An 18,074-nucleotide genomic window follows, 5' to 3' on the forward strand; every position below is an offset into this window, starting at 1 on the left:
TTTTTGGGGGTGGGGGCGTGGGTGTGTTTTTTCAGGAAGAAGCCGGAACTCCCACCCTCCTCTTCCCCTTTCCCCGCGAAGAAGCCCCCCCCCGCGCTGACGGACTTTCCTCAGAGCCTCCATCCCCCGCCCAGCGCCTTGTACAGCGCCACGCTCCCCTGCAACCTGGCCAGGCGCAACTGCGCCTGCTGGTCTTCGGCCAGGTACAGGGTGCGCTGCGTTTCCAGTACCGTCAGCAGCGTCTCTGCCCCTGATGCATAGCGCTGTTCGGCCAGGCTGAAGGCGATGCGCGCCTGTTCCACTTCCTGATCCTGCCACTGGCGTTGCCGGTCCACGCCGTTGATCGCATTGAGCGCCTTTTCCACGTCGGCGAAGCCCGCGATGATCTGCGCGCGGTAATCCTCCAGCAACTCTTCCTGGCGCGCCTTGGCCTGGTCACGCTCGGCGCTGCGTCGGCCGCGGTCGAAGATGGGGGCGGTGAGGGCGGTGGTGAGGGTGTAGAAGGGGCTGTCGAGCACGTTGGCGAAGGTCCTGGCGCCACTGCCCAGGTCGGCACCGAGCACCACTCGTGGCAGCATGGCGGCCCTGGCTACCTGCACGTCGGCGCTGGCTGCCGCCAGGCGTGCCTCGGCGGCGGCGATGTCCGGGCGGCGACTGAGCAGTGCACTGGGGACGCCGCTGCCGATGCCTGGCCAGTTCAAGGCGCTGATCGACTCCTGGCCGGTATTCAGGCTCTGCACCGGATCACCGAGCAAGGTGGCAAGGGTGACGCGATTGTCCTGCCACTGTTGCTCCAGCAACGGCACCTGGCGCTCCTGGGCGGCGACCAGGCTGCGTTGCTGGGCCAGCTCCAGGCGGGTCGCCGAGCCCGAGCGTTCGCGGGCTTCGACCAGGCGCAGGACATCGTGCGCGTTATCGAGGTTGAGCCGGGCGATACGCAGTTGTTCCTCCAGTGTCAGCCCTTGCAGATAGCTGTCGGCAACGGCGCTGAACAGCGTGAGCTCGACCGTCTGGCGGTCGAAGCGGCTGGCGTCGAGTTTGCGCAATGCACTGTCACGGGCAGCGCGCCGGCCGCCCCAGAAATCGATTTCGTAGCTGGCGCTCAGGCGCGTGGCGAAGGCGGTGCTGGTGCGCTCGCTGCTGGTGGCGTCGAGCTGGTCGTTACCGTCGCCGCGCAGCAGGCGCTGGCGGCTGCCATCCACCCCCAGTTGCAGTTCGGGTAGCAATGGCGCCCCGGCGATCACGGCGCGGGCCTGGGCCTGGCGCACCCGTGCTGCAGCGGCCGCCAGGTCGTGGCTGTTGCTGCGGGCGCGTTCGATCAGGCGATCCAGTTCGCGGCTGGAGAACGCCTGCCACCAGGTGCTGTCCGGCAGCGCCTGGTGGGAGTCGGTGGCGCCTTGCCAGGTGGGCGGTGGCGTGATGTCGGCCTGCGGCGCTGGTGTGCTGTTGCAGGCGGCGAGGCAGAGGCTCAGGGTCAGCAGGCTGATGCGGCTTGGCAATGTCATGGGCTACACGCTGGTAAGGGCTTTGACCGGGTCGAGTCGGGCGGCTTTGCGCGCCGGCATGAAGCCGAACACGACACCGGTGATCACGGCGCAGGCAAAGGCGCCGAGGATGGCAGGCAGGGCGAAGGCCACGGCGATATCGGCCAGCAGCAGGGCGCCTCCCATGGTCAGGGCCAGGGCGATACCGGTCACGCCGCCGACCATCGACAGCATCACCGCCTCGGTGAGGAACTGGCGCAGGATGTCGCGCTGGCGAGCACCCGTGGCCATGCGGATACCGATCTCGCGAGTACGTTCACGCACGGTCATGAGCATGATGTTCATCACCCCGATACCGCCGACCAGCAGCGAGATGGCGGCAATCGCGCCGAGCATCAGCGACAGGCTGTTCTGCGTGCGCGCCTCGGCCTGGATCAGCGCTGCGTCGTTGGTCAGGTCGAAATCCTGCTTGCCCTGGTGACGCTTGCGCATCAGGTGGGCGATGGCCGCTTCGGTCTCCGACACTCGGCTTGAGTCGGCGGCGGTGATGATCACGTATTCGGGATCGTGCTTGCCGAACAGGCGCATGGAGGCTGCCGAGTAGGGCACCACGATGCGCTCGTCGCTGTCCTGGTTGCCGGAGCTTGCGCCTTTGGCGGCGAGCACGCCGACGATCTGGAAGGGCACGTTCTCGATCAGCAGGTACTGGCCCAGCGGGTTGCTGCCGGGAGGCAGGAGCTTTTCCTTGACCTTCTGGCCAATCACCGCCACGGCGGCACCGCTGCGCTCGTCGGCGTCGGTGAACAGGCTGCCTTCGACCACCGGCCAGTTGAGGATGTGCGGGAATTCGGTGTTGTTGCCCCCCACGTAGAACGACTGGTTGTTGTTGCCGTGGCGAACCATCAGCTCGCCGCCGATCACCGGCATGATGCGCTGCACCTGGGGCAGGCCGGCGATGGCGGCGACGTCGTCGAGGGAAACAAGGCCCGCCGCTTCGCGGGAGGTGGCGTGCTTGCCGCTCAGATAGAGGATGTTGGAGCCGAAGGCGGCCATCTGCGCCATCACTTGGCGCTTGCTGCCTTCGCCGACGGCGAGCATCACCACCACCGAGGCCACGCCGATGACGATGCCGAGCAGGGTCAGGGCGGTGCGGAAGCGGTTGATCCACATGACCCGCCAGGCCGCCTGCAGCGATTCGACCAGCTCGCCTTTCCAGGCGCCGCGCAGGCTGGCGCCGCGGTCCAGGCGCTGGCGCAGATCATCGGCCTGCAAGCCGGGGGTGGGCGCAGCGGGGGAGCGATCGGCGGCCGAGTCGCTGATGATCGCACCGTCGCGGATCTCGATGATCCGCCGCGCCCGCGCCGCCACCTCACGGTCGTGGGTGATGAGGATGATCACATGACCTTGGCTGGCCAGTTCGTCCAGCAGGGTCATGACCTCGGCGCCGCTGTGGCTGTCGAGGGCGCCGGTGGGCTCGTCGGCGAGAATGATGTGGCCGCCATTCATCAGGGCGCGGGCGATCGACACCCGTTGCTGCTGGCCTCCGGACAGCTGGTGGGGGCGGTTGCCGGTGCGGCTGGCCAGGCCCAGGCGTTCGAGCAGCGCGGCGGCGCGGGCATGGCGTTCGGTTGCAGGTGTACCGGCGTAGATCGCCGGCATCTCGACGTTCTCCTGGGCCGAGCCTGAGGGTATCAGGTGATAGCCCTGGAACACGAAGCCGAAGGCCTCGCGGCGCAGCCAGGCCAGTTCGTCGCTGTCGAGTTCGGCGACGTCACGGCCAGCGAAGCGATAGCTGCCACGGGAGGGGCGGTCGAGGCAGCCCAGGATATTCATCAGGGTGGATTTGCCGGAGCCGGAGGCGCCGACGATGGCGACGAACTCGCCAGGCTGGATGCTCAGGCTGATGCCACGCAGCACCTGGACCTCGGGCGAGTCGATGCCGCCGTAGACCTTGTGGATGTCATCGAGCTCGATCAGCGGTGCGTTCATTCAGCCTCCGCTGGCGCGTGGTGCGCCGATGACCAGTTGCTCGCCTTCACTGAGGCCGTCGAGGATCTGCACCCGCAGGCGATCGCTCAAGCCGGTGCGTACCTGGCGCTGTACGACCTTGCCGTTACGGGTCAGGACCTGTGCCAGGCGCATGCCCTCGGTGGGTGCGTCGTCCAGCGCCGCCAGCGGTGCGGTGAGCACCTGGCTGGCTTGGCCTGCGACGAAGAACACCTGGGTGGTCATCTCGGCCATCAGGGCGCCGTCAGGGTTGTCCACGTCCAGCAGTACGGTGTACTGCACCACCTTGCTGCCGGTGGTGCCACTGCTGGCGCTGGCCGGGCTGCCGCCGCCCTGGCTGGTCTGGTCGAGCGGCTTGGGCGGGATCGGCAGGATCTGGCGCACGGTGCTGGTCCAGCGGCGCTTGCCACCGGCCAGTGTCGTGAAGTAGGCCGTCATGCCAGGCTTGACCTGGCCGATGTCGGCCTCCGAAACCTGGGCCCATACGGTCATCGGCGACAGCCGGGCAATGCGCAGGATCAGCGGGGTCTGCTGCTGGGCGTTGAGGGTCTGGCCCTCGCGTGCGTCCACCGCCACCACGGTGCCGTCCATCGGTGCGTAGATCCGTGTGTAGCCCAGTTCAGCCTCGTCGCTGCGCAGGCTGGCCTGGGCCTGGCGGATCTGCGCCTGGTACATGTCGATGCGTGCCTGGGTCACCTTGAGCTGCGCCTGGGCCTGCTGGACATCCTCCTGACGCGTGGCGCCGGCACTGGCCAGCTCGTGCTGGCGCTGAAACTGCTGCTGGGCCAGCAGGTACTGGGCGCGTTGTTCGGCAAGCTGGGCCTTGAGGTTCTCGATCGAGTAGCGCCCGGCGTCCAGGCGTGCCTGTTGAGTAGAGGGGTCGATCTCCACCAGCAGTTGGCCCTTGCGCACTTCATCGCCGACTTCCACGTGCAGTTTGCGGATCTGCCCGGACGCCTGGGCGCCGACATCCACGTAGCGACGGGGTTGCAGGGTGCCAAGGGCGGTGACGCTGCTTTCGATGTCGCCGCGGGTGACCTGTACGGTGCTGACCGGCAGAGTGCCGAAGGGCAGGGCTTTCCAGGCCAGCAGGCTGCCCAGCGCGATCAGGCCCAGGCCGCCGAGAACGAGGCGGCGACGGAGTGTGGATGTACGTCTCATGCAGACTTCCAGCCAGGGATGAAGGGCGTGTCGCGCCTTTCAGGGCACGCACGGAGGTCACAGTTAGACGAACGCTGGGGAAATGGATTTAGCCGCAGGCGAGGGGTGTGTTGCTGAGAATGGTTGTAATTTGTAAGATGACACGCTGATATCACTGATGCGTATTTTCAATCGCATTGACGTTGCCCAACGGGAGAGGCAAGGGCCGTGGTGGAACATTACTATCGCGAACTGGTGAGTTTCCTCTCCTCGCGTCTGGGCAGCCGGCACGCGGCAGAGGATGTCGCCCATGACGCCTGCCTGCGCCTGCTCGAGCGCGGCGGTCACCCGCCGATCGAGCGACCCCGTTCCTTTCTCTACCGCACGGCGCTGAACCTGGTGATCGACCGGCACCGGCGTCAGTCGGTGCGCCAGTCCGAGCCGCTGGAAGTGCTGGACAACGACGAGCGCTGGCATAGCCCGGCACCGCCCCATCTGCTGCACCTCGATGAGCGCCTGGAGCTGGTTCAGCGTGCACTGGACGAGTTGAGCGCACCGTGCCGCGAGAGTTTCCTGCTGCGCAAGCTCGAGGGCCTGTCGCATCCGCAGATCGCCAAGCGCCTCGGGGTTTCGCAGAGCGTGGTGGAAAAGCACATCGTCAATGCCATGAAGCACTGTCGATTGCGCATGCGTCAGTGGGAGCAGTGAAAAGCCCGTGGAACAGGGGTGAAAAATCCCTGTGCAGCGCCTTGATTTATCGTCTGTTCCCGACAACTATCTAGAGAGAGACCCGTCATTGCCCGCACAGGCGCAGCAAGGCCTGGCAGTGTCTCTGACCACCTTGCCGCCAGGGTCCGGACCATGCCGAACAAGTCCATGCGCATCCTCATCGCCGACGAGCATCCCGGCCAGCGCTTGCAACTGGAGCGCATGCTCAATGGCCTGGGCTACTACCGGATCGCCCCGGTGGAAAGCTTCGAAGACCTGCAGCGCCTGGTGCAGAGTGCATTGCACCCGTTCCAGCTATTGGTGGGCAACATCGAGCTGGGCAGCCATGCAGGCGTCGACCTGGCCCGTTTCTGCCGCGTCAGCCCGCAGATCCAGCATGTGCTGCTGTACCACTCCCAGCATCTGAAAGTGCCGAGCATCGCGCAGAGCGAACGCCGGGCGGTCAGTGTCAGCCTGCCCAAGGTGCCCGATAGCGAGGCACTGGAATCGTTCATGGCGATCATCGACACCCCGCAGGTGCTGGGGCAGGTTGCACTGCCGTCCGGGCTTGCCGGGGGCGCGGGCTATTCCTGGCGGCGGATGAACTTCTCGCACAACGCTTTCAGCCGTTCCAGCTGAGACGCATCGGCATTTGCTATCCTCTTGCCCTTTGCCGATCTGCGGAACCCAGAAATGACTGTCATCGATACCGCCCGTGCGCCTCGTTTCAGCCGCGGCGATCACCGTACCCTGGGCCTTGCGGCCCTTGGCGGCGCGCTGGAGATCTACGATTTCATCATCTTCGTGTTCTTCGCCCTGACCCTGAGCCAGCTGTTCTTCCCGCCACAGATGCCGGAATGGCTGCGCCTGCTGCAGAGCTTCGGGATCTTCGTCACCGGTTACCTGGCACGCCCTCTGGGCGGCATCCTCATGGCGCACTTCGCCGACCATCTCGGGCGCAAGCGCGTATTCAGCTTGAGCATCCTGATGATGGCCCTGCCGTGCCTGTTGATCGGGGTGATGCCGACCTACGCCGACATCGGCTACGCCGCGCCTCTGCTGCTGCTGGCCCTGCGCATCCTGCAGGGCGCCGCGGTCGGCGGTGAGGTGCCCAGCGCCTGGACCTTCGTTGCCGAGCACGCGCCTCCGGGGCGTCGCGGCTACGCCCTGGGCTTCCTGCAGGCGGGGCTGACCTTCGGTTACCTGCTTGGAGCGCTGGTCGCCACCTTGCTGGCGCGGCTCTACACCCCGCAGGAAATTCTCGACTTCGCCTGGCGTTATCCCTTCCTGCTGGGTGGGGTGTTCGGCGTGTTCGGTGTCTGGCTGCGCCGTTGGCTGAGCGAGACGCCGGTGTTTCTTGCCCTGCGTGAGCGCCAGACGCCGCCCGTGGCATTTCCGCTGCGCACTGTTCTCACTGGCCACCGCGCTTCGCTGATCCCGGCTGCGCTGTTGACGTGCGTGCTGACCTCTGCGGTGGTGGTGCTGGTGGTGATCACCCCGACGGTCATGCAGCAGCGTTTCGGGATCGATGCCGGGCATACCTTTGCGCTCAGCAGCGTAGGCATCGTCTTTCTCAATATCGGCTGTGTACTGGCGGGGCTTCTGGTCGATCGCATCGGTGCCTGGCGTGCGGTGATGATCTACAGCCTGTTGCTGCCGCTGGGGATCGGCGTGTTGTACGCCAGCCTGGTGGGGCAGTGGGGCTTGACCTGGGCGGCCTATGCGCTGGCCGGGTTGTCCTGTGGCGTGGTGGGGGTGGTGCCTTCGGTGATGGTCGGGCTGTTCCCGGCACAGATCCGCGTGTCAGGCATCTCCTTCACTTACAACCTGGCCTATGCGCTGTGGGCCAGTACAACGCCCCTGGCGCTGATTGCCCTGATGCCGTGGAGCCCTTGGGTGTGCGTGGGGTTCTGCCTGATCATGGGCGTGGTCGGGGCCTTGACCAGCGTCTTCTACGCCCAGACCACGCCCCTGTGTGCCGAGGAGCCAGCGGTCGGTTGCTGAGTGTGCAGGAGCGGGGCAAGTCGGGGCGCCGAACCGACGCCCCACAAGGAGGGTCAGGACTTGAAGCGTCCGACCAGCCCGTTCAACTCTTCCGATAGCTGCGACAGTCTGCCCGAGTCCGACTGCGCCGAGCTGGCCAGGCCTTCCACCAGCCTTGCCTCGTCGTAGATCTGCTGGATGTGCCGGTTGATCTCTTCGGCCACGCTGTGCTGCTCTTCGGCGGCTGCCGAGATCTGCAGGTTCTGATCGCGGATCTCGTTCACCGACAGCTGGATACCCTCGAAGCTGTCCCGCGCGCGTGCGATCGACGACACGCTGGCCCGCGACAAGTCCAGGCAGCTTTCCATCTTCTGCGACACTTCCTGGGTCTTGTTGCCCAGGGTGTTGAGCAGTTGGTCGATCTCGCCGGTGGAGTCGGCGGTACGCTTGGCCAGGGCCCGTACTTCGTCGGCGACCACGGCGAAACCGCGGCCTTGATCGCCCGCGCGGGCGGCCTCGATCGCTGCGTTCAGTGCCAGCAGGTTGGTCTGCTCGGCGATGGCGCGGATGGTGCCGAGGATCTGGTTGATGTTGCGGCTGCCTTCCTCGAGCTCGACCATCGCCTGCGACGATTCGCTCAGGCGGCTACCCAGGCGATTGACGTTGTCGGTGGTCAGCTCGATCTGCTGCTTGCCCTCGGCGACGCGGTGATGGCCGTTTTCTGCGGCGTCGGCCGCGCTGCTGCAGGAGCGTGCGACTTCGTTGGCGGTGGCGACCATCTCGTTGAAGGCAGTGGACACCAGTTCCACGGCTTCACGCTGGCGCCCTGCGGCTTCGTTCATGTTGCCGGCCAGTTCGCTGTTGGCCCGCGATGCTTCGTGCAGGTTGCCCGAAGCGGCACCGATGCGCTGGATGAGTTGGCGGATCGCCGCGAGGAACTTGTTGAACCAGCCGGCCAGCTCGGCGGTTTCATCCTTGCCCTGGATCACCAGGTCCTGGCGCAGGTCGCCTTCGCCCTGGGCGATCTGCTGCAAGCCGGCGCTGACTTGGCCGATGGGCTTGACGATGACCCGCGAGAACGCGGCTGCAACCAGGGCGAAGACCAGTGCCAGCACCAGTACGATGATGGCGGTGAGGTAGGTCATGTGGGTGGCGGCGCCCATCACTTCGCTGTACTCGATCAGGCCGACGAAGCGCCAGCCCAGGTCAGGCGAGGTCCAGACATTGGCCATGTAGCGCACCCCCTCGATCACCACCTCGGTGGATCCTTGTTCGGTGGCTGCCAGTTGTGCATACGGCTCGCCAAGGTCCTTCAGTTGCTTGAAGCCATGGCTGGCATCGCGTGGATCAACCAGCACGGTGCCGTTCTCGATCAGCATCACATATCCGCTCTTGCCCAGCTTGATGCTCTTGACCAGTTCGGTGAGGTTCTTCAGCGACACGCTGACCACGAACACGCCCTTGGGCTTGCCGCTGGCATCGTTGAGCGTGCGCGCGGTGCCGACCAGGGCGACGTCGTCCTTGTCGTAGTAGTAGGCGGCGGTGCGCACGGTCTTGCCCGGAGCAGCCATGGCGGCCTTGTACCAAGGGCGCGCGCGTGGATCGTAGCTGGCCAGCTTCGGGTCATCCGGCCACTTGGCGTAGGTGCCGTCCTCAAGGCCGATGGAGATGATGGCTGCCGCCGGATGGGTAGCGCCATAGCGGGCAAAGGCGTCGATGACCTGCTGGGTGGCTGCAGGCAGGGGGTGGCTGGCAGCGTCGGCGGAGGTGTAATCCTTGAGTGTACTCACTGATGTGTATACAGGATCTGTCGCCATTTGTTCTACGTTTTGTAGCGTGCCATCGAAGAACTGACGCATGTTGCCGTCGATCTGGCGAATTTCACGGGTGCTGCCGTCGAGGAACTGATCCACCGCCTCGGCGCGGATGTTAACCACAGAAATCACGCCTACCAGGGCTACCGGGATGAAAGCCACCAATACGAACGCAAGCACCAGCTTGTTTTTTATCTTCATCGGGACGAACCATTCGTGGGAGTGAAAAGCAGGAGGGCCATTTCGCATGCGTAGTGGCTATCTGCTATTTATCCTGTTTCGGCGCGTCACGGGAAAATCTTTAGTGCATATTTCGTGTACAAAAAAATAAATGATTGTTCTGGTTCTGCGAGGCGGCCCAGGGCGCAGAAACGAAAAACCCGGCGCAAGCGCCGGGTTGTAAGGGATTCATTGGCTTTCAAGCCTTGCGGACTTTCTCCACCCGGCTCTCCTCGAGCTCCTTGCAGGCCTTCTGGATCATCTGCTCGGTGATCGGGACCTCACGGCCCTGGGCATCGATGATCGAGCCACACACCTGGGGCTTCGGGGGCTGGGCGCTTTTTACGGTGTCGCTGCTATGTTGCAAGCTCATTTCCTGTCTCCTCATCAGGTTGCAAGCTCAGGGTAACCACTCGCCGTGACTGACCTGTGACAGCTCCTTCGGCATCACGACAGGCACAGTGCAACAGAAAGTGCGGTAAAGCTCCAGTGACAGGTTAGACCGATAAGCTATAGCCACTGGCCCTACCGAACTGCGACCCCTCGGCAGCTGCAGGCGTTCCACCCAGGCAGATGAATGGTAGTCTGCAGGTTTCCCGCTCACCGGTCCGTGCCATGTCCGATCCGCTTTCCTCCCGCCAGCGCCGCGCCTTGGGCCTGGCCTGGCAATTCGTGCGTCCCTACCGCCGGCAGGCCATGCTTGCCTTGCTTGCACTGATCGTCACGGCAGCCATCACCCTTTCCATGGGCCAGGGCATTCGCCTGCTGGTGGACCAGGGGTTCATGACCGGTTCTGCGCACCAGCTCAACCAGACGATTGCGCTGTTCATGGTGCTGGTGCTGGCCCTGGCGGTTGGAACCTTCAGCCGCTTCTACCTGGTGTCGTGGATTGGCGAGCGCTGCGTCGCCGACATTCGCCGTGCCGTGTTCGATCACTTGATCGGGCTGCATCCGGGGTTTTTCGAGGATAACCGCAGCTCGGAGATCCAGTCGCGCCTGACCGCCGACACGACGTTGCTGCAATCGGTGATCGGCTCGTCGCTGTCGATGTTCCTGCGTAATGCGCTGATGGTGCTGGGCGGGGTGGTGTTGCTGTTCGTCACCAATCCCAAGTTGACCAGTATCGTGGTGCTGGCCTTGCCGCTGGTGCTGTCGCCGATCCTGCTGTTCGGCCGGCGGGTGCGCAGCCTGTCACGCCAGAGCCAGGACAGGGTCGCTGACGTCGGCAGCTACGTCGCCGAAACACTGGGGCAGATCAAGACGGTGCAGGCCTACAACCATCAGGCTCACGATCGCCAGTTGTTCACCGACACCGTCGAGGCGGCTTTCGATGTGGCGCGCCAGCGCATTGCCCAGCGGGCCTGGTTGATCACCGTGGTGATCGTTCTGGTCCTGGGCGCCGTGGCAGTGATGCTCTGGGTGGGCGGCATGGATGTGATTGCCGGGCGCATCTCCGGGGGCGAGCTGGCCGCGTTCGTGTTCTACAGCCTGATCGTCGGCAGTGCCGTGGGCACCTTGAGCGAAGTGATTGGCGAGTTGCAGCGGGCTGCGGGGGCCGCCGAGCGTATTGCCGAATTGCTCGCGGCAAGCAGCGCGATCGTACCGCCGTCGCAGCCTTCGACACTGCCGGGCGCGCGGGCCAACGGGCAGATCGAGTTGCGCGATGTGCACTTCGCCTATCCATCACGTCCGTCGGTGGCGGCCATCGATGGCCTGAGCCTGGTCATCGCACCTGGGCAGACAGTGGCGTTGGTGGGGCCGTCTGGGGCGGGCAAGTCGACGCTGTTCGACCTGCTACTGCGTTTTCACGACCCGCAGGCGGGCAGTATTCTGCTCGACGGACAGCCGATAGCAGCGCTCGACCCCGACGACCTGCGTCGCCAGTTCGCCCTTGTGGCGCAGAATCCTGCGCTGTTTCGCGGCACGGTCGAGGCGAATATCCGCTACGGAAGGCCGCAGGCGAGTGCCGCCCAGGTCGAGGCCGCGGCGCGCAGTGCCCATGCTCACGAATTCATCCAGCAATTGCCCCAGGGCTACCAGACGCTGCTGGGCGAGGGTGGCATCGGTCTGTCGGGTGGGCAGCGCCAGCGCCTGGCGATTGCCCGGGCGCTGCTGGTGGATGCACCGGTGCTGTTGCTCGATGAGGCCACCAGCGCGCTCGACGCGCAGAGCGAGCACCTGATCCAGCAGGCCTTGCCGCAGTTGATGGCCGGGCGTACCACCTTGGTGATCGCCCACAGGTTGGCGACCGTGCAGCATGCCGATCGCATTGCGGTGATCGACAAGGGCAAGGTGGTTGCTGTCGGCAGTCATCGCCAGCTGGTCGAGGAGAACCCGCTCTATGCCAGGTTGGCGGCGCTGCAGTTCGCTGCAGGCAGCGCCTGAATCGCGATCAGGCAGGCACGAAAAAGCCCGCACTGAGGCGGGCTTTTTCGAAGGATCTGGTCGGAGAGACAGGATTCGAACCTGCGGCCTTCTCGTCCCGAACGAGACGCGCTACCTGGCTGCGCTACACTCCGATTTCGAAAATCCTACTGCATCGTATTTTTGAACGCAAGCCCTTGTTGTTAAAAGGCCGTTAGCTCAAAACGAGGTGCAGATCAGAGCTCCTTGACGGTGCGAATCTGATCCTTGTTGATGCGTGTACGCTTGCCATCGAGTTGTTCGAATTCGTAGAAGCCGGAGTCTTCGTCGTAGGAAGGTTTGTCCACGGCCTGAATCTCGCGGCCGTCGTTCAAGGTGATGACGGTTGGCGAAGCGCAACCGGCGAGGGTGGCCAGGCCCAGGGCGAGCAGGAAGGCGGGAATTGTCCGTTGGATCATCGTGTTTCTCCAGTGCGATGGTGCTTGATGACGTTATGACGCGAGGCGTCCTTGCAAAGTTCCTCGCACAGTCGAGCATAGCGGCAATCAGCGGGCATTGACCAAGAACAAGGCTGCCTTGTGATATAACTGGCGCATTCTTTCCCCCTGCGACGGACCCCCATGAAAGCCAAGGCAGATACCCCCTTCGTGCCGTTGAACATTGCCGTGCTGACGGTCAGCGACACCCGTACCTTCGACACCGACACCTCCGGGCAGATGTTCGTCGATCGCCTCAGCGCCGCAGGCCACCGCCTGGCCGAACGGGTGCTGCTCAAGGATGACCTCTACAAGATCCGCGCCCAGGTCGCCACCTGGATCGCCGACGACCTGGTACAGGTGGTGCTGATCACCGGCGGCACTGGCTTCACTGGCCGCGACAGCACCCCCGAGGCCGTCGCTTGCCTGTTGGACAAGCAGGTCGATGGCTTCGGCGAGCTGTTCCGGCAGATCTCGGTGCCGGACATCGGCACCTCCACCGTGCAGTCGCGTGCCCTTGCGGGCCTGGCCAACGGCACCCTGGTGTGCTGCCTGCCCGGCTCGACCAATGCGGTGCGCACTGGCTGGGACGGCATCCTCGCCGAGCAGCTCGATGCCCGCCATCGCCCCTGCAATTTCGTCGCGCACCTGAAGCAGTCGCAGGCCTGTGACAGCCGTGGCTGAGGCGGCGCCGAGCCGGCCGTTGATGCCGGTGGAAGAGGCCCTCGAGCGCCTGTTGGCACTGGCCGAGGCGGCGCCGATCGACGAAGTCGAGGTGGTCGCGCTGGCCGATGCCGCAGGGCGGGTGCTGGCCAACGATCTGTTCGCCACGCTCGACCTGCCGCCTTGGCCCAACAGTGCCATGGACGGCTACGCCCTGCGCCTGGCTGACTGGCAGGGCGAGCCCCTGGCGGTCAGCCAGCGCATCTTCGCAGGGCATGCGCCGCAGCGGTTGCAGCCAGGCACCTGTGCACGCATCTTTACCGGCGCCCCCCTGCCCGAAGGCGCCGACTGTGTCGAAATGCAGGAAAACGCCGAAGTGCTGGACGATGGCCGCGTACGTTTTCTCGAGGCGCTGGCGCCGCAACAGAACGTGCGCCCCAAGGGCCAGGAAACCCGCGCTGGCGAGCAGGTGATGGCTGCCGGCACGTTGTTGGGCCCGATCGAACTGGGCCTTGCCGCCACCTTGGGCCACGGCCAGCTTCAGGTGCGGCGCCGGGTGCGGGTCGCGGTGTTGTCGACCGGTGACGAGTTGGTCGAGCCGGGGTTGCCGCTGGGCCCCGGGCAGATCTACAACAGCAACCGCCGACTGCTGGTCAGTTGGCTGCAGCGTATGGGCTGCGAAGTCATCGATGCGGGCATCCTCGCCGATGACCTGGTGTTGACCCGCCAGTGCCTGGCCAACCTGGGCGATGTCGACCTGATCCTGTCTACTGGCGGTGTGTCGGTGGGGGAAGCCGACTATCTGGGGATGGCTCTGCGCGAAGCTGGCGAGCTGGCACTGTGGAAGCTGGCGATCAAGCCGGGCAAGCCGCTGACCTTCGGCCACTTCCGCGGCGTGCCGGTGATCGGCCTGCCGGGTAACCCGGCGTCCACCTTGGTCACCTTCGCCTTGCTGACACGTCCCTACTTGCTGCGTCGCCTGGGTGTCCAGCAGGTCGCGCCGCTGCGCTTCGATGTGCCGGCTGGTTTCGACTGGCCCAAGCCAGGCAATCGCCGCGAATACCTGCGCGCGCGGATCGAGGATGGGCAGGTACGCATCTACTCGAACCAGAGCTCGGGCGTACTGCGCAGCGCAGCCTGGGCAGACGGGCTGGTCGAGGTGCGCGAGGGCAGTACGGTGAGCCCGGGCGATAGCGTGGCATTCATCCCGTTCAGCGAGCTACTTGGCTAGCATCCCGCCGAGCGGCGTGGTCTGCGCCGGGGCCAGTTGAGTCAGGCGCATGTGCACGTTCTCCAGTTGCTGGGCGGCAACGCTCCAGTCATGGCGCTGCCGGGCGAACTGTCGCCCGGCTTCCCCCAGTTGGGTCATGCGCCACGGCTGGTTGAGCAATTGGGTCAGCAGCAGCGCCAGCTGGCTGCCGTCGTCACTGCCCAGGTAGTGTTCGCCATTGTTCACCGCCAGGCCCGAAGCGCCCTTGCCGGTGGTGATCACCGGCAGCCCGGCGGCCATCGCTTCGAGAATCTTCACCTTCGACCCTCCGGCATAGCGCAGCGGCGCGAAGAACAGTGCCGAGCGCCGTTGCACTTCGCGAAGGTCGGGGCGGTAGCCAAGCCATTCGATGCGTGGGTCGTTCCAGTGCAGTTTCCAGTGCGCGGGCAGGGCATGCCCGGCGATGGCCAGGCGCACTGCAGGATTGCTCTGCCAGACCTGGGGCAGGATGTCTTCCAGGGCCCACTCGATGGCTTCCAGGTTCGCGCCGTATTCGAAATTGCCCACGAACAACAGGCGCTGACTGTGCAGGGCCGGTTGCACATGCTGGTAGTGATCGCAATCGACGCCGTTGACCACCACGTTCACCGCCCGCCCGCTGATCTGCCCGATCAGCTCGGCGTCGTGCGGGCTGACCGCCACGACTTCGTTGGGCTGGCGCAGCACGCGCTGCTCCCAGCGCCGGTAGCGCCAGCGATCGAACGCGTTGAGCGGGCGTAACCACAAGGGCAGGCGATCGTGGCAGGCTGCGCCCATCACTGACTCGAGGGTGTGTTCGCTGAGCAGGTAGGGCAAGCCGCGCCGTTGCAGGGCCTTCTCGAAGGGCTGAAAGGCATAGCTGTGTTCGATCTGGATGACATCCCACGGCTCGTCCAGTAATTGCTCGAAGCGGTGCCGAAGGCAGGGCGCCAGGCCATTGATGATGGCGCGCATGGGGTAGTCGATGATGGGCGAGGCGAGCAGGTTGAGCGGGCTCTGCACGGGGCGCCGGGGCAACACGATCAGGCGTTCGAGCAGTGGTTCGAGGGCCTGTCGCGCAGGATCGGACAGTGGCACCTTGGATTGCACCAGCAAGGTGATGCGATGGCCGTGATGTGCCAGTTCGCGCAACAGGTGGTACTGGCGGGTCTTGCTGCCGCTGGTAGTGGGCCAGGGCAGATAGGGCAATGTCCAGAGAATACGCATGACCGCTCCTGTCAGGTGAGGGCTGCACAAGGGTCAATAATCTGACTGTGTGGCGGGGCTCTCTTAAGCGTAGCCAAGTATTTGTCGAATGATGGCCAGGGTTGAATTTTGCGCCGCCGTGCAGCAATTGCCGGTTGCCTGTGGTCGAGATTGGAGTTGGCGTCTTATACGGAGAATCTCGGATGCGCGGGCACAAGGCGATGTTGATCCTGCATGGCAAGCAGGCCATGAACGAAGAGGTGCGCAGCGCCGTGGGCGTGCGACGCGAGCGTGGGCAGGTACTGGATGTGCGTCTGACCTGGGAAGCAGGGGATGCCCGGCGCCTGGTCGAAGAAGCCCTGGCGGCCGGTTACACGCAGGTGGTGGCCGGCGGTGGCGACGGCACCCTGCGCGATATCGCCGAGGCCATGGCCCAGGCGCAGGCCAACGCCAGCCTGGCCCTGTTGCCGCTGGGCACTGCCAACGATTTTGCCCGCGCCGCCGGGGTGCCATTGGAGCCGGCCGCCGCCTTGGCCTTGCTGGATGTGCCGGCCCGGCCCATCGACCTGGGGCGGGTAGGTGAGCAGATGTTCCTCAACATGGCCACCGGTGGCTTTGGCAGCCAGGTGACGGCCCATACGTCCGAAGACTTGAAGAAGGTACTGGGTGGGGCGGCCTACCTGTTCACCGGGCTGTCGCGCTTCAGTGAGTTGCAGGCCGCATCGGCGGCCCTGCACGGGCCGGATTTCCACTGGCAGGGGCAGTTGCTGGCGTTGGCCATCGGCAACGGTCGCCAGGCGGGCGGCGGCCACGTGCTGTGCCCCGAGGCGCTGGCCGATGACGGCTTGCTGGAGGTCGCGATTCTGCCTGCACCCGAGGCGATGGTGGGCGCATTGCGCGACTTGCTGACGGGCGAAGAACTGTTCGTGCGGGCGCGCCTGCCGTGGGTCGAGATCGGCCAGGCCGAGGGCTTGGATATCAACCTGGACGGAGAGCCGTTGCAGGCCGGTAGCCTGCGTTTCGAGGCGGCGCCGGGTGCCCTGCGCGTGCACCTGCCCGCAGACTCGCCGCTGCTCAGTCGTCCAGGCTGATGATCTTCTCGCGTACGGCGAACAGCACCAGGCCTGCGACATCGTAGATCTGCAGGCGCTTCATGATCTGCGAGCGATGGGTTTCAACGGTCTTGATCGACAGCCCCAAGCCTGCGGCGATCTCGCGGGTGGATTTGCCACGCACGATCAGGCGCAGGATTTCCAGTTGCCGGGCGGTGAGATTGTGGCGATCGCTGCTTGCCTGTTTGTTCGCCTGAGCGCGCAGCAGGGCCTGGTTGATCACCGTGTGGGCGATGGCCGGGCTGAGGTAGCGCTCGCCGTTGCGCAAGGCGGCCAGGGCGTGCTCCAGCTCGTTGGCGGTGGTGTCCTTGAGCAGGTAGCCGTGGGCGCCGCTCTCGAGGGCTCGCATGATCAGGTCGGGGTCGGTGTGCATCGACAGGATCAGCACCTTGCAGGTGCAACCGTTTGCGCGCAACTGCGTCAGGGCGTCGAGGCCGTTGGTCGAGCGCATCGAGATGTCCAGCAGGACGATGTCGGGGGACAGGCGCTGGACCATCTCCAGCAGGTGCTGGCCGTCATCGGCTTCACCGACCACGGTATAGCCGGGAATATCCGACACCAGCGCGCGGACGCCGGCACGAATCAGCGAATGGTCGTCGATCAGCAGCAGTCTAATCATCGGTGGCGGGTGTCCTGGCACGTTCCTGGCTGCGTGCAGGCCAGGGGAACAGTGCTTCTATCCGGGTGCCGGCACCGGGCTGGCTGGTCACGCTCAGGGTGCCTTGCAGGGCGGTGGCCCGTTCCTGCATGCCGGCCATGCCGCGTTGCCCGGCCTCGCCCGGTTTGCTGTTCGGCACGAAGCCTTGGCCGTCATCGATGATCGACAGCAGCAACCCGGCTGGGGTGCGTTGCAGGCTGATCAGCAAATTGCGCGCCTGGGCATGGCGCAGCACGTTGGTGACCGCTTCCTGGGTGATGCGAAAGGCAGCCATGGTCACTTCGTCGGAGATGCCGCCCAGGCGCTGGTTGCACTCCAGGCTCCAGTGCACCTCGCTGTTCTCGAGGGCGCGCAGCAGGTGCGCGCGCAGGCTGGCTTCCAGGCCCAGGCTGGCGAGCTGCCGTGGGTTGAGCAACGCCGAGACGTCACGCACGTTGCCCAGGGTGTCGTCGAGGGTCTTGCGCAGGGTATCGCACTGCGCCTGCAGCGGTGCAGGCACCCGACGTTGCAACCAGTCGAGCTGAAGCTTGGCGGCGGTGAGCAATTGGCCGATGTCATCGTGCAGCTCGCGGCTCAGGTGCTGACGCTCGCTTTCCTGGACCTTGAGCATGCGGTCGGCCAGCTCTGCCGGCAGCAGGTTGATCGACCTGGCACGACGGCGCAGGTGCCAGCCGGCCCCGAGCAGGGCAGCCAGCTGCAGCGCCAGGGCACCGGCCGACAAAGGTTGCCCGTTGCTGTAGAGCACCAGGTTGGTGACCAGCGATGCCACGCACAACACGGCGGTCGCCCCACGCAGCAAGGCGGTGCAAGAGCGACAACGCAGGGAAATCTTCAAGCGTGGGAGCATAGATAGGAAAGCCACTGAATTATTGCCGGCGCAGGTCGCCAATCTCTCTGGAGAATCGTGAGTGTCCTGCCTTTCAACCAAAAACGAGCCCTGTTGTAATCGTTGAAGAGCCGTTGGGCGTTCGTTCATTTGCGCGCATGGTATCACTTCGAGTTGGTTTGGTCC

At 65.1% G+C, this 18,074-nt stretch carries 16 protein-coding genes and 1 tRNA gene; 7 read left to right on the forward strand and 10 right to left on the reverse strand.

The features are described 5' to 3' along the window. Positions 1-110: 110 nt before the first annotated feature. From ACPZMI_RS23020 to ACPZMI_RS23030, 3 genes are read right to left on the reverse strand one after another with little or no spacing between them, the layout of a single operon-like run. Complete coding sequence (locus ACPZMI_RS23020; protein ID WP_186710480.1) at positions 111-1,505, reverse strand: efflux transporter outer membrane subunit; 1,395 nt, start codon at positions 1,503-1,505, stop codon at positions 111-113. Between the two features lie 3 nt (positions 1,506-1,508). Then, the gene (locus tag ACPZMI_RS23025) at positions 1,509-3,473 is read right to left on the reverse strand and encodes a MacB family efflux pump subunit (protein WP_426353145.1); all 1,965 of its coding nucleotides are present in this window, start codon (positions 3,471-3,473) and stop codon (positions 1,509-1,511) included. After that, positions 3,474-4,652 (reverse strand): efflux RND transporter periplasmic adaptor subunit, encoded by a 1,179-nt coding sequence (locus ACPZMI_RS23030; RefSeq protein WP_426353146.1) that lies wholly within the window; start codon positions 4,650-4,652, stop codon positions 3,474-3,476. A 210-nt stretch (positions 4,653-4,862) separates the two neighbouring features. Between ACPZMI_RS23030 and ACPZMI_RS23035 the strand changes: the two genes are divergently transcribed. The 3 genes from ACPZMI_RS23035 to ACPZMI_RS23045 all read left to right on the forward strand — a co-directional run bounded on the left by ACPZMI_RS23035 (position 4,863) and on the right by ACPZMI_RS23045 (position 7,343). Next, positions 4,863-5,339 (forward strand): sigma-70 family RNA polymerase sigma factor, encoded by a 477-nt coding sequence (locus ACPZMI_RS23035; RefSeq protein WP_426353186.1) that lies wholly within the window; start codon positions 4,863-4,865, stop codon positions 5,337-5,339. A gap of 153 nt (positions 5,340-5,492) precedes the next feature. Further along, on the forward strand, positions 5,493-5,978 hold the full coding sequence (locus tag ACPZMI_RS23040) for an ANTAR domain-containing protein (RefSeq protein WP_186669635.1): 486 nt from the start codon (positions 5,493-5,495) through the stop codon (positions 5,976-5,978). A 54-nt stretch (positions 5,979-6,032) separates the two neighbouring features. Beyond that, a complete protein-coding gene (locus ACPZMI_RS23045) occupies positions 6,033-7,343 on the forward strand; it encodes an MFS transporter (RefSeq protein ID WP_426353147.1) in 1,311 nt (436 codons plus the stop codon). A 53-nt stretch (positions 7,344-7,396) separates the two neighbouring features. Here the strand turns inward: ACPZMI_RS23045 and ACPZMI_RS23050 are convergent, their stop codons facing one another. Together ACPZMI_RS23050 and ACPZMI_RS23055 are read right to left on the reverse strand one after the other, a co-directional pair. Continuing rightward, positions 7,397-9,337, reverse strand: coding sequence for a methyl-accepting chemotaxis protein (locus ACPZMI_RS23050; RefSeq protein WP_426353148.1), 1,941 nt, complete (start codon positions 9,335-9,337; stop codon positions 7,397-7,399). Between the two features lie 217 nt (positions 9,338-9,554). Next, positions 9,555-9,728: a PA1571 family protein gene (locus ACPZMI_RS23055; RefSeq protein WP_186669632.1), complete on the reverse strand. Its 174-nt coding sequence runs from the start codon at positions 9,726-9,728 to the stop codon at positions 9,555-9,557. Between the two features lie 242 nt (positions 9,729-9,970). Here ACPZMI_RS23055 and ACPZMI_RS23060 point away from each other — a divergent pair, with 242 nt between their 5' ends. Beyond that, the gene (locus tag ACPZMI_RS23060) at positions 9,971-11,740 is read left to right on the forward strand and encodes an ABC transporter transmembrane domain-containing protein (RefSeq protein ID WP_186710477.1); all 1,770 of its coding nucleotides are present in this window, start codon (positions 9,971-9,973) and stop codon (positions 11,738-11,740) included. 57 nt (positions 11,741-11,797) lie between these two features. Here the strand turns inward: ACPZMI_RS23060 and ACPZMI_RS23065 are convergent. Beyond that, positions 11,798-11,874, reverse strand: a tRNA-Pro gene (locus ACPZMI_RS23065). A gap of 81 nt (positions 11,875-11,955) precedes the next feature. Then, a complete protein-coding gene (locus tag ACPZMI_RS23070; protein ID WP_186669630.1) occupies positions 11,956-12,177 on the reverse strand; it encodes a YgdI/YgdR family lipoprotein in 222 nt (73 codons plus the stop codon). Between the two features lie 162 nt (positions 12,178-12,339). On the opposite strand from ACPZMI_RS23070, the gene moaB reads away from it, so the two are divergent. Both moaB and ACPZMI_RS23080 read left to right on the forward strand, forming a co-directional pair. Further along, positions 12,340-12,879: a molybdenum cofactor biosynthesis protein B gene (gene moaB / locus ACPZMI_RS23075; protein WP_186669628.1), complete on the forward strand. Its 540-nt coding sequence runs from the start codon at positions 12,340-12,342 to the stop codon at positions 12,877-12,879. A gap of 22 nt (positions 12,880-12,901) precedes the next feature. Next, positions 12,902-14,089 (forward strand): molybdopterin molybdotransferase MoeA, encoded by a 1,188-nt coding sequence (locus ACPZMI_RS23080; protein ID WP_426353187.1) that lies wholly within the window; start codon positions 12,902-12,904, stop codon positions 14,087-14,089. Here ACPZMI_RS23080 and ACPZMI_RS23085 read toward each other — a convergent pair. After that, positions 14,078-15,313 carry a glycosyltransferase family 4 protein gene (locus ACPZMI_RS23085; RefSeq protein WP_186710469.1) on the reverse strand — a complete coding sequence of 412 codons (1,236 nt, stop codon included), beginning with the start codon at positions 15,311-15,313 and terminating at the stop codon, positions 14,078-14,080. The two genes, ACPZMI_RS23080 and ACPZMI_RS23085, sit on opposite strands and share 12 nt — an antisense overlap. A gap of 182 nt (positions 15,314-15,495) precedes the next feature. On the opposite strand from ACPZMI_RS23085, the gene yegS reads away from it, so the two are divergent. Then, positions 15,496-16,383, forward strand: coding sequence for a lipid kinase YegS (gene yegS / locus ACPZMI_RS23090; RefSeq protein WP_288375526.1), 888 nt, complete (start codon positions 15,496-15,498; stop codon positions 16,381-16,383). Here the strand turns inward: yegS and ACPZMI_RS23095 are convergent. Both ACPZMI_RS23095 and ACPZMI_RS23100 read right to left on the reverse strand, forming a co-directional pair. Then, entirely contained in the window at positions 16,367-17,023 is a 657-nt protein-coding gene (locus ACPZMI_RS23095) for a response regulator (protein ID WP_426353149.1), read from the reverse strand. The genes yegS and ACPZMI_RS23095 overlap by 17 nt on opposite strands. Continuing rightward, a complete protein-coding gene (locus ACPZMI_RS23100; protein WP_426353150.1) occupies positions 17,016-17,909 on the reverse strand; it encodes a sensor histidine kinase in 894 nt (297 codons plus the stop codon). The genes ACPZMI_RS23095 and ACPZMI_RS23100 overlap by 8 nt, the downstream gene beginning before the upstream one ends. Between the last annotated feature and the right edge of the window lie 165 nt (positions 17,910-18,074).

The sequence above is a fragment of the Pseudomonas wayambapalatensis genome, from assembly GCF_049942315.1.
Lineage (GTDB): Bacteria > Pseudomonadota > Gammaproteobacteria > Pseudomonadales > Pseudomonadaceae > Aquipseudomonas > Aquipseudomonas wayambapalatensis.

Coding starts and splice junctions, on each gene's coding strand:
- ACPZMI_RS23100 (WP_426353150.1), bottom strand. CDS start 17,909: ATGCTCCCACGCTTGAAGATTTCCCTGCGTTGTCGCTCTTGCACCGCC.
- ACPZMI_RS23060 (WP_186710477.1), top strand. CDS start 9,971: ATGTCCGATCCGCTTTCCTCCCGCCAGCGCCGCGCCTTGGGCCTGGCC.
- ACPZMI_RS23025 (WP_426353145.1), bottom strand. CDS start 3,473: ATGAACGCACCGCTGATCGAGCTCGATGACATCCACAAGGTCTACGGC.
- ACPZMI_RS23095 (WP_426353149.1), bottom strand. CDS start 17,023: ATGATTAGACTGCTGCTGATCGACGACCATTCGCTGATTCGTGCCGGC.
- ACPZMI_RS23080 (WP_426353187.1), top strand. CDS start 12,902: ATGCCGGTGGAAGAGGCCCTCGAGCGCCTGTTGGCACTGGCCGAGGCG.
- ACPZMI_RS23055 (WP_186669632.1), bottom strand. CDS start 9,728: ATGAGCTTGCAACATAGCAGCGACACCGTAAAAAGCGCCCAGCCCCCG.
- ACPZMI_RS23020 (WP_186710480.1), bottom strand. CDS start 1,505: ATGACATTGCCAAGCCGCATCAGCCTGCTGACCCTGAGCCTCTGCCTC.
- ACPZMI_RS23085 (WP_186710469.1), bottom strand. CDS start 15,313: ATGCGTATTCTCTGGACATTGCCCTATCTGCCCTGGCCCACTACCAGC.
- ACPZMI_RS23070 (WP_186669630.1), bottom strand. CDS start 12,177: ATGATCCAACGGACAATTCCCGCCTTCCTGCTCGCCCTGGGCCTGGCC.
- yegS (WP_288375526.1), top strand. CDS start 15,496: ATGCGCGGGCACAAGGCGATGTTGATCCTGCATGGCAAGCAGGCCATG.
- ACPZMI_RS23030 (WP_426353146.1), bottom strand. CDS start 4,652: ATGAGACGTACATCCACACTCCGTCGCCGCCTCGTTCTCGGCGGCCTG.
- ACPZMI_RS23050 (WP_426353148.1), bottom strand. CDS start 9,337: ATGAAGATAAAAAACAAGCTGGTGCTTGCGTTCGTATTGGTGGCTTTC.
- ACPZMI_RS23040 (WP_186669635.1), top strand. CDS start 5,493: ATGCCGAACAAGTCCATGCGCATCCTCATCGCCGACGAGCATCCCGGC.
- moaB (WP_186669628.1), top strand. CDS start 12,340: ATGAAAGCCAAGGCAGATACCCCCTTCGTGCCGTTGAACATTGCCGTG.
- ACPZMI_RS23045 (WP_426353147.1), top strand. CDS start 6,033: ATGACTGTCATCGATACCGCCCGTGCGCCTCGTTTCAGCCGCGGCGAT.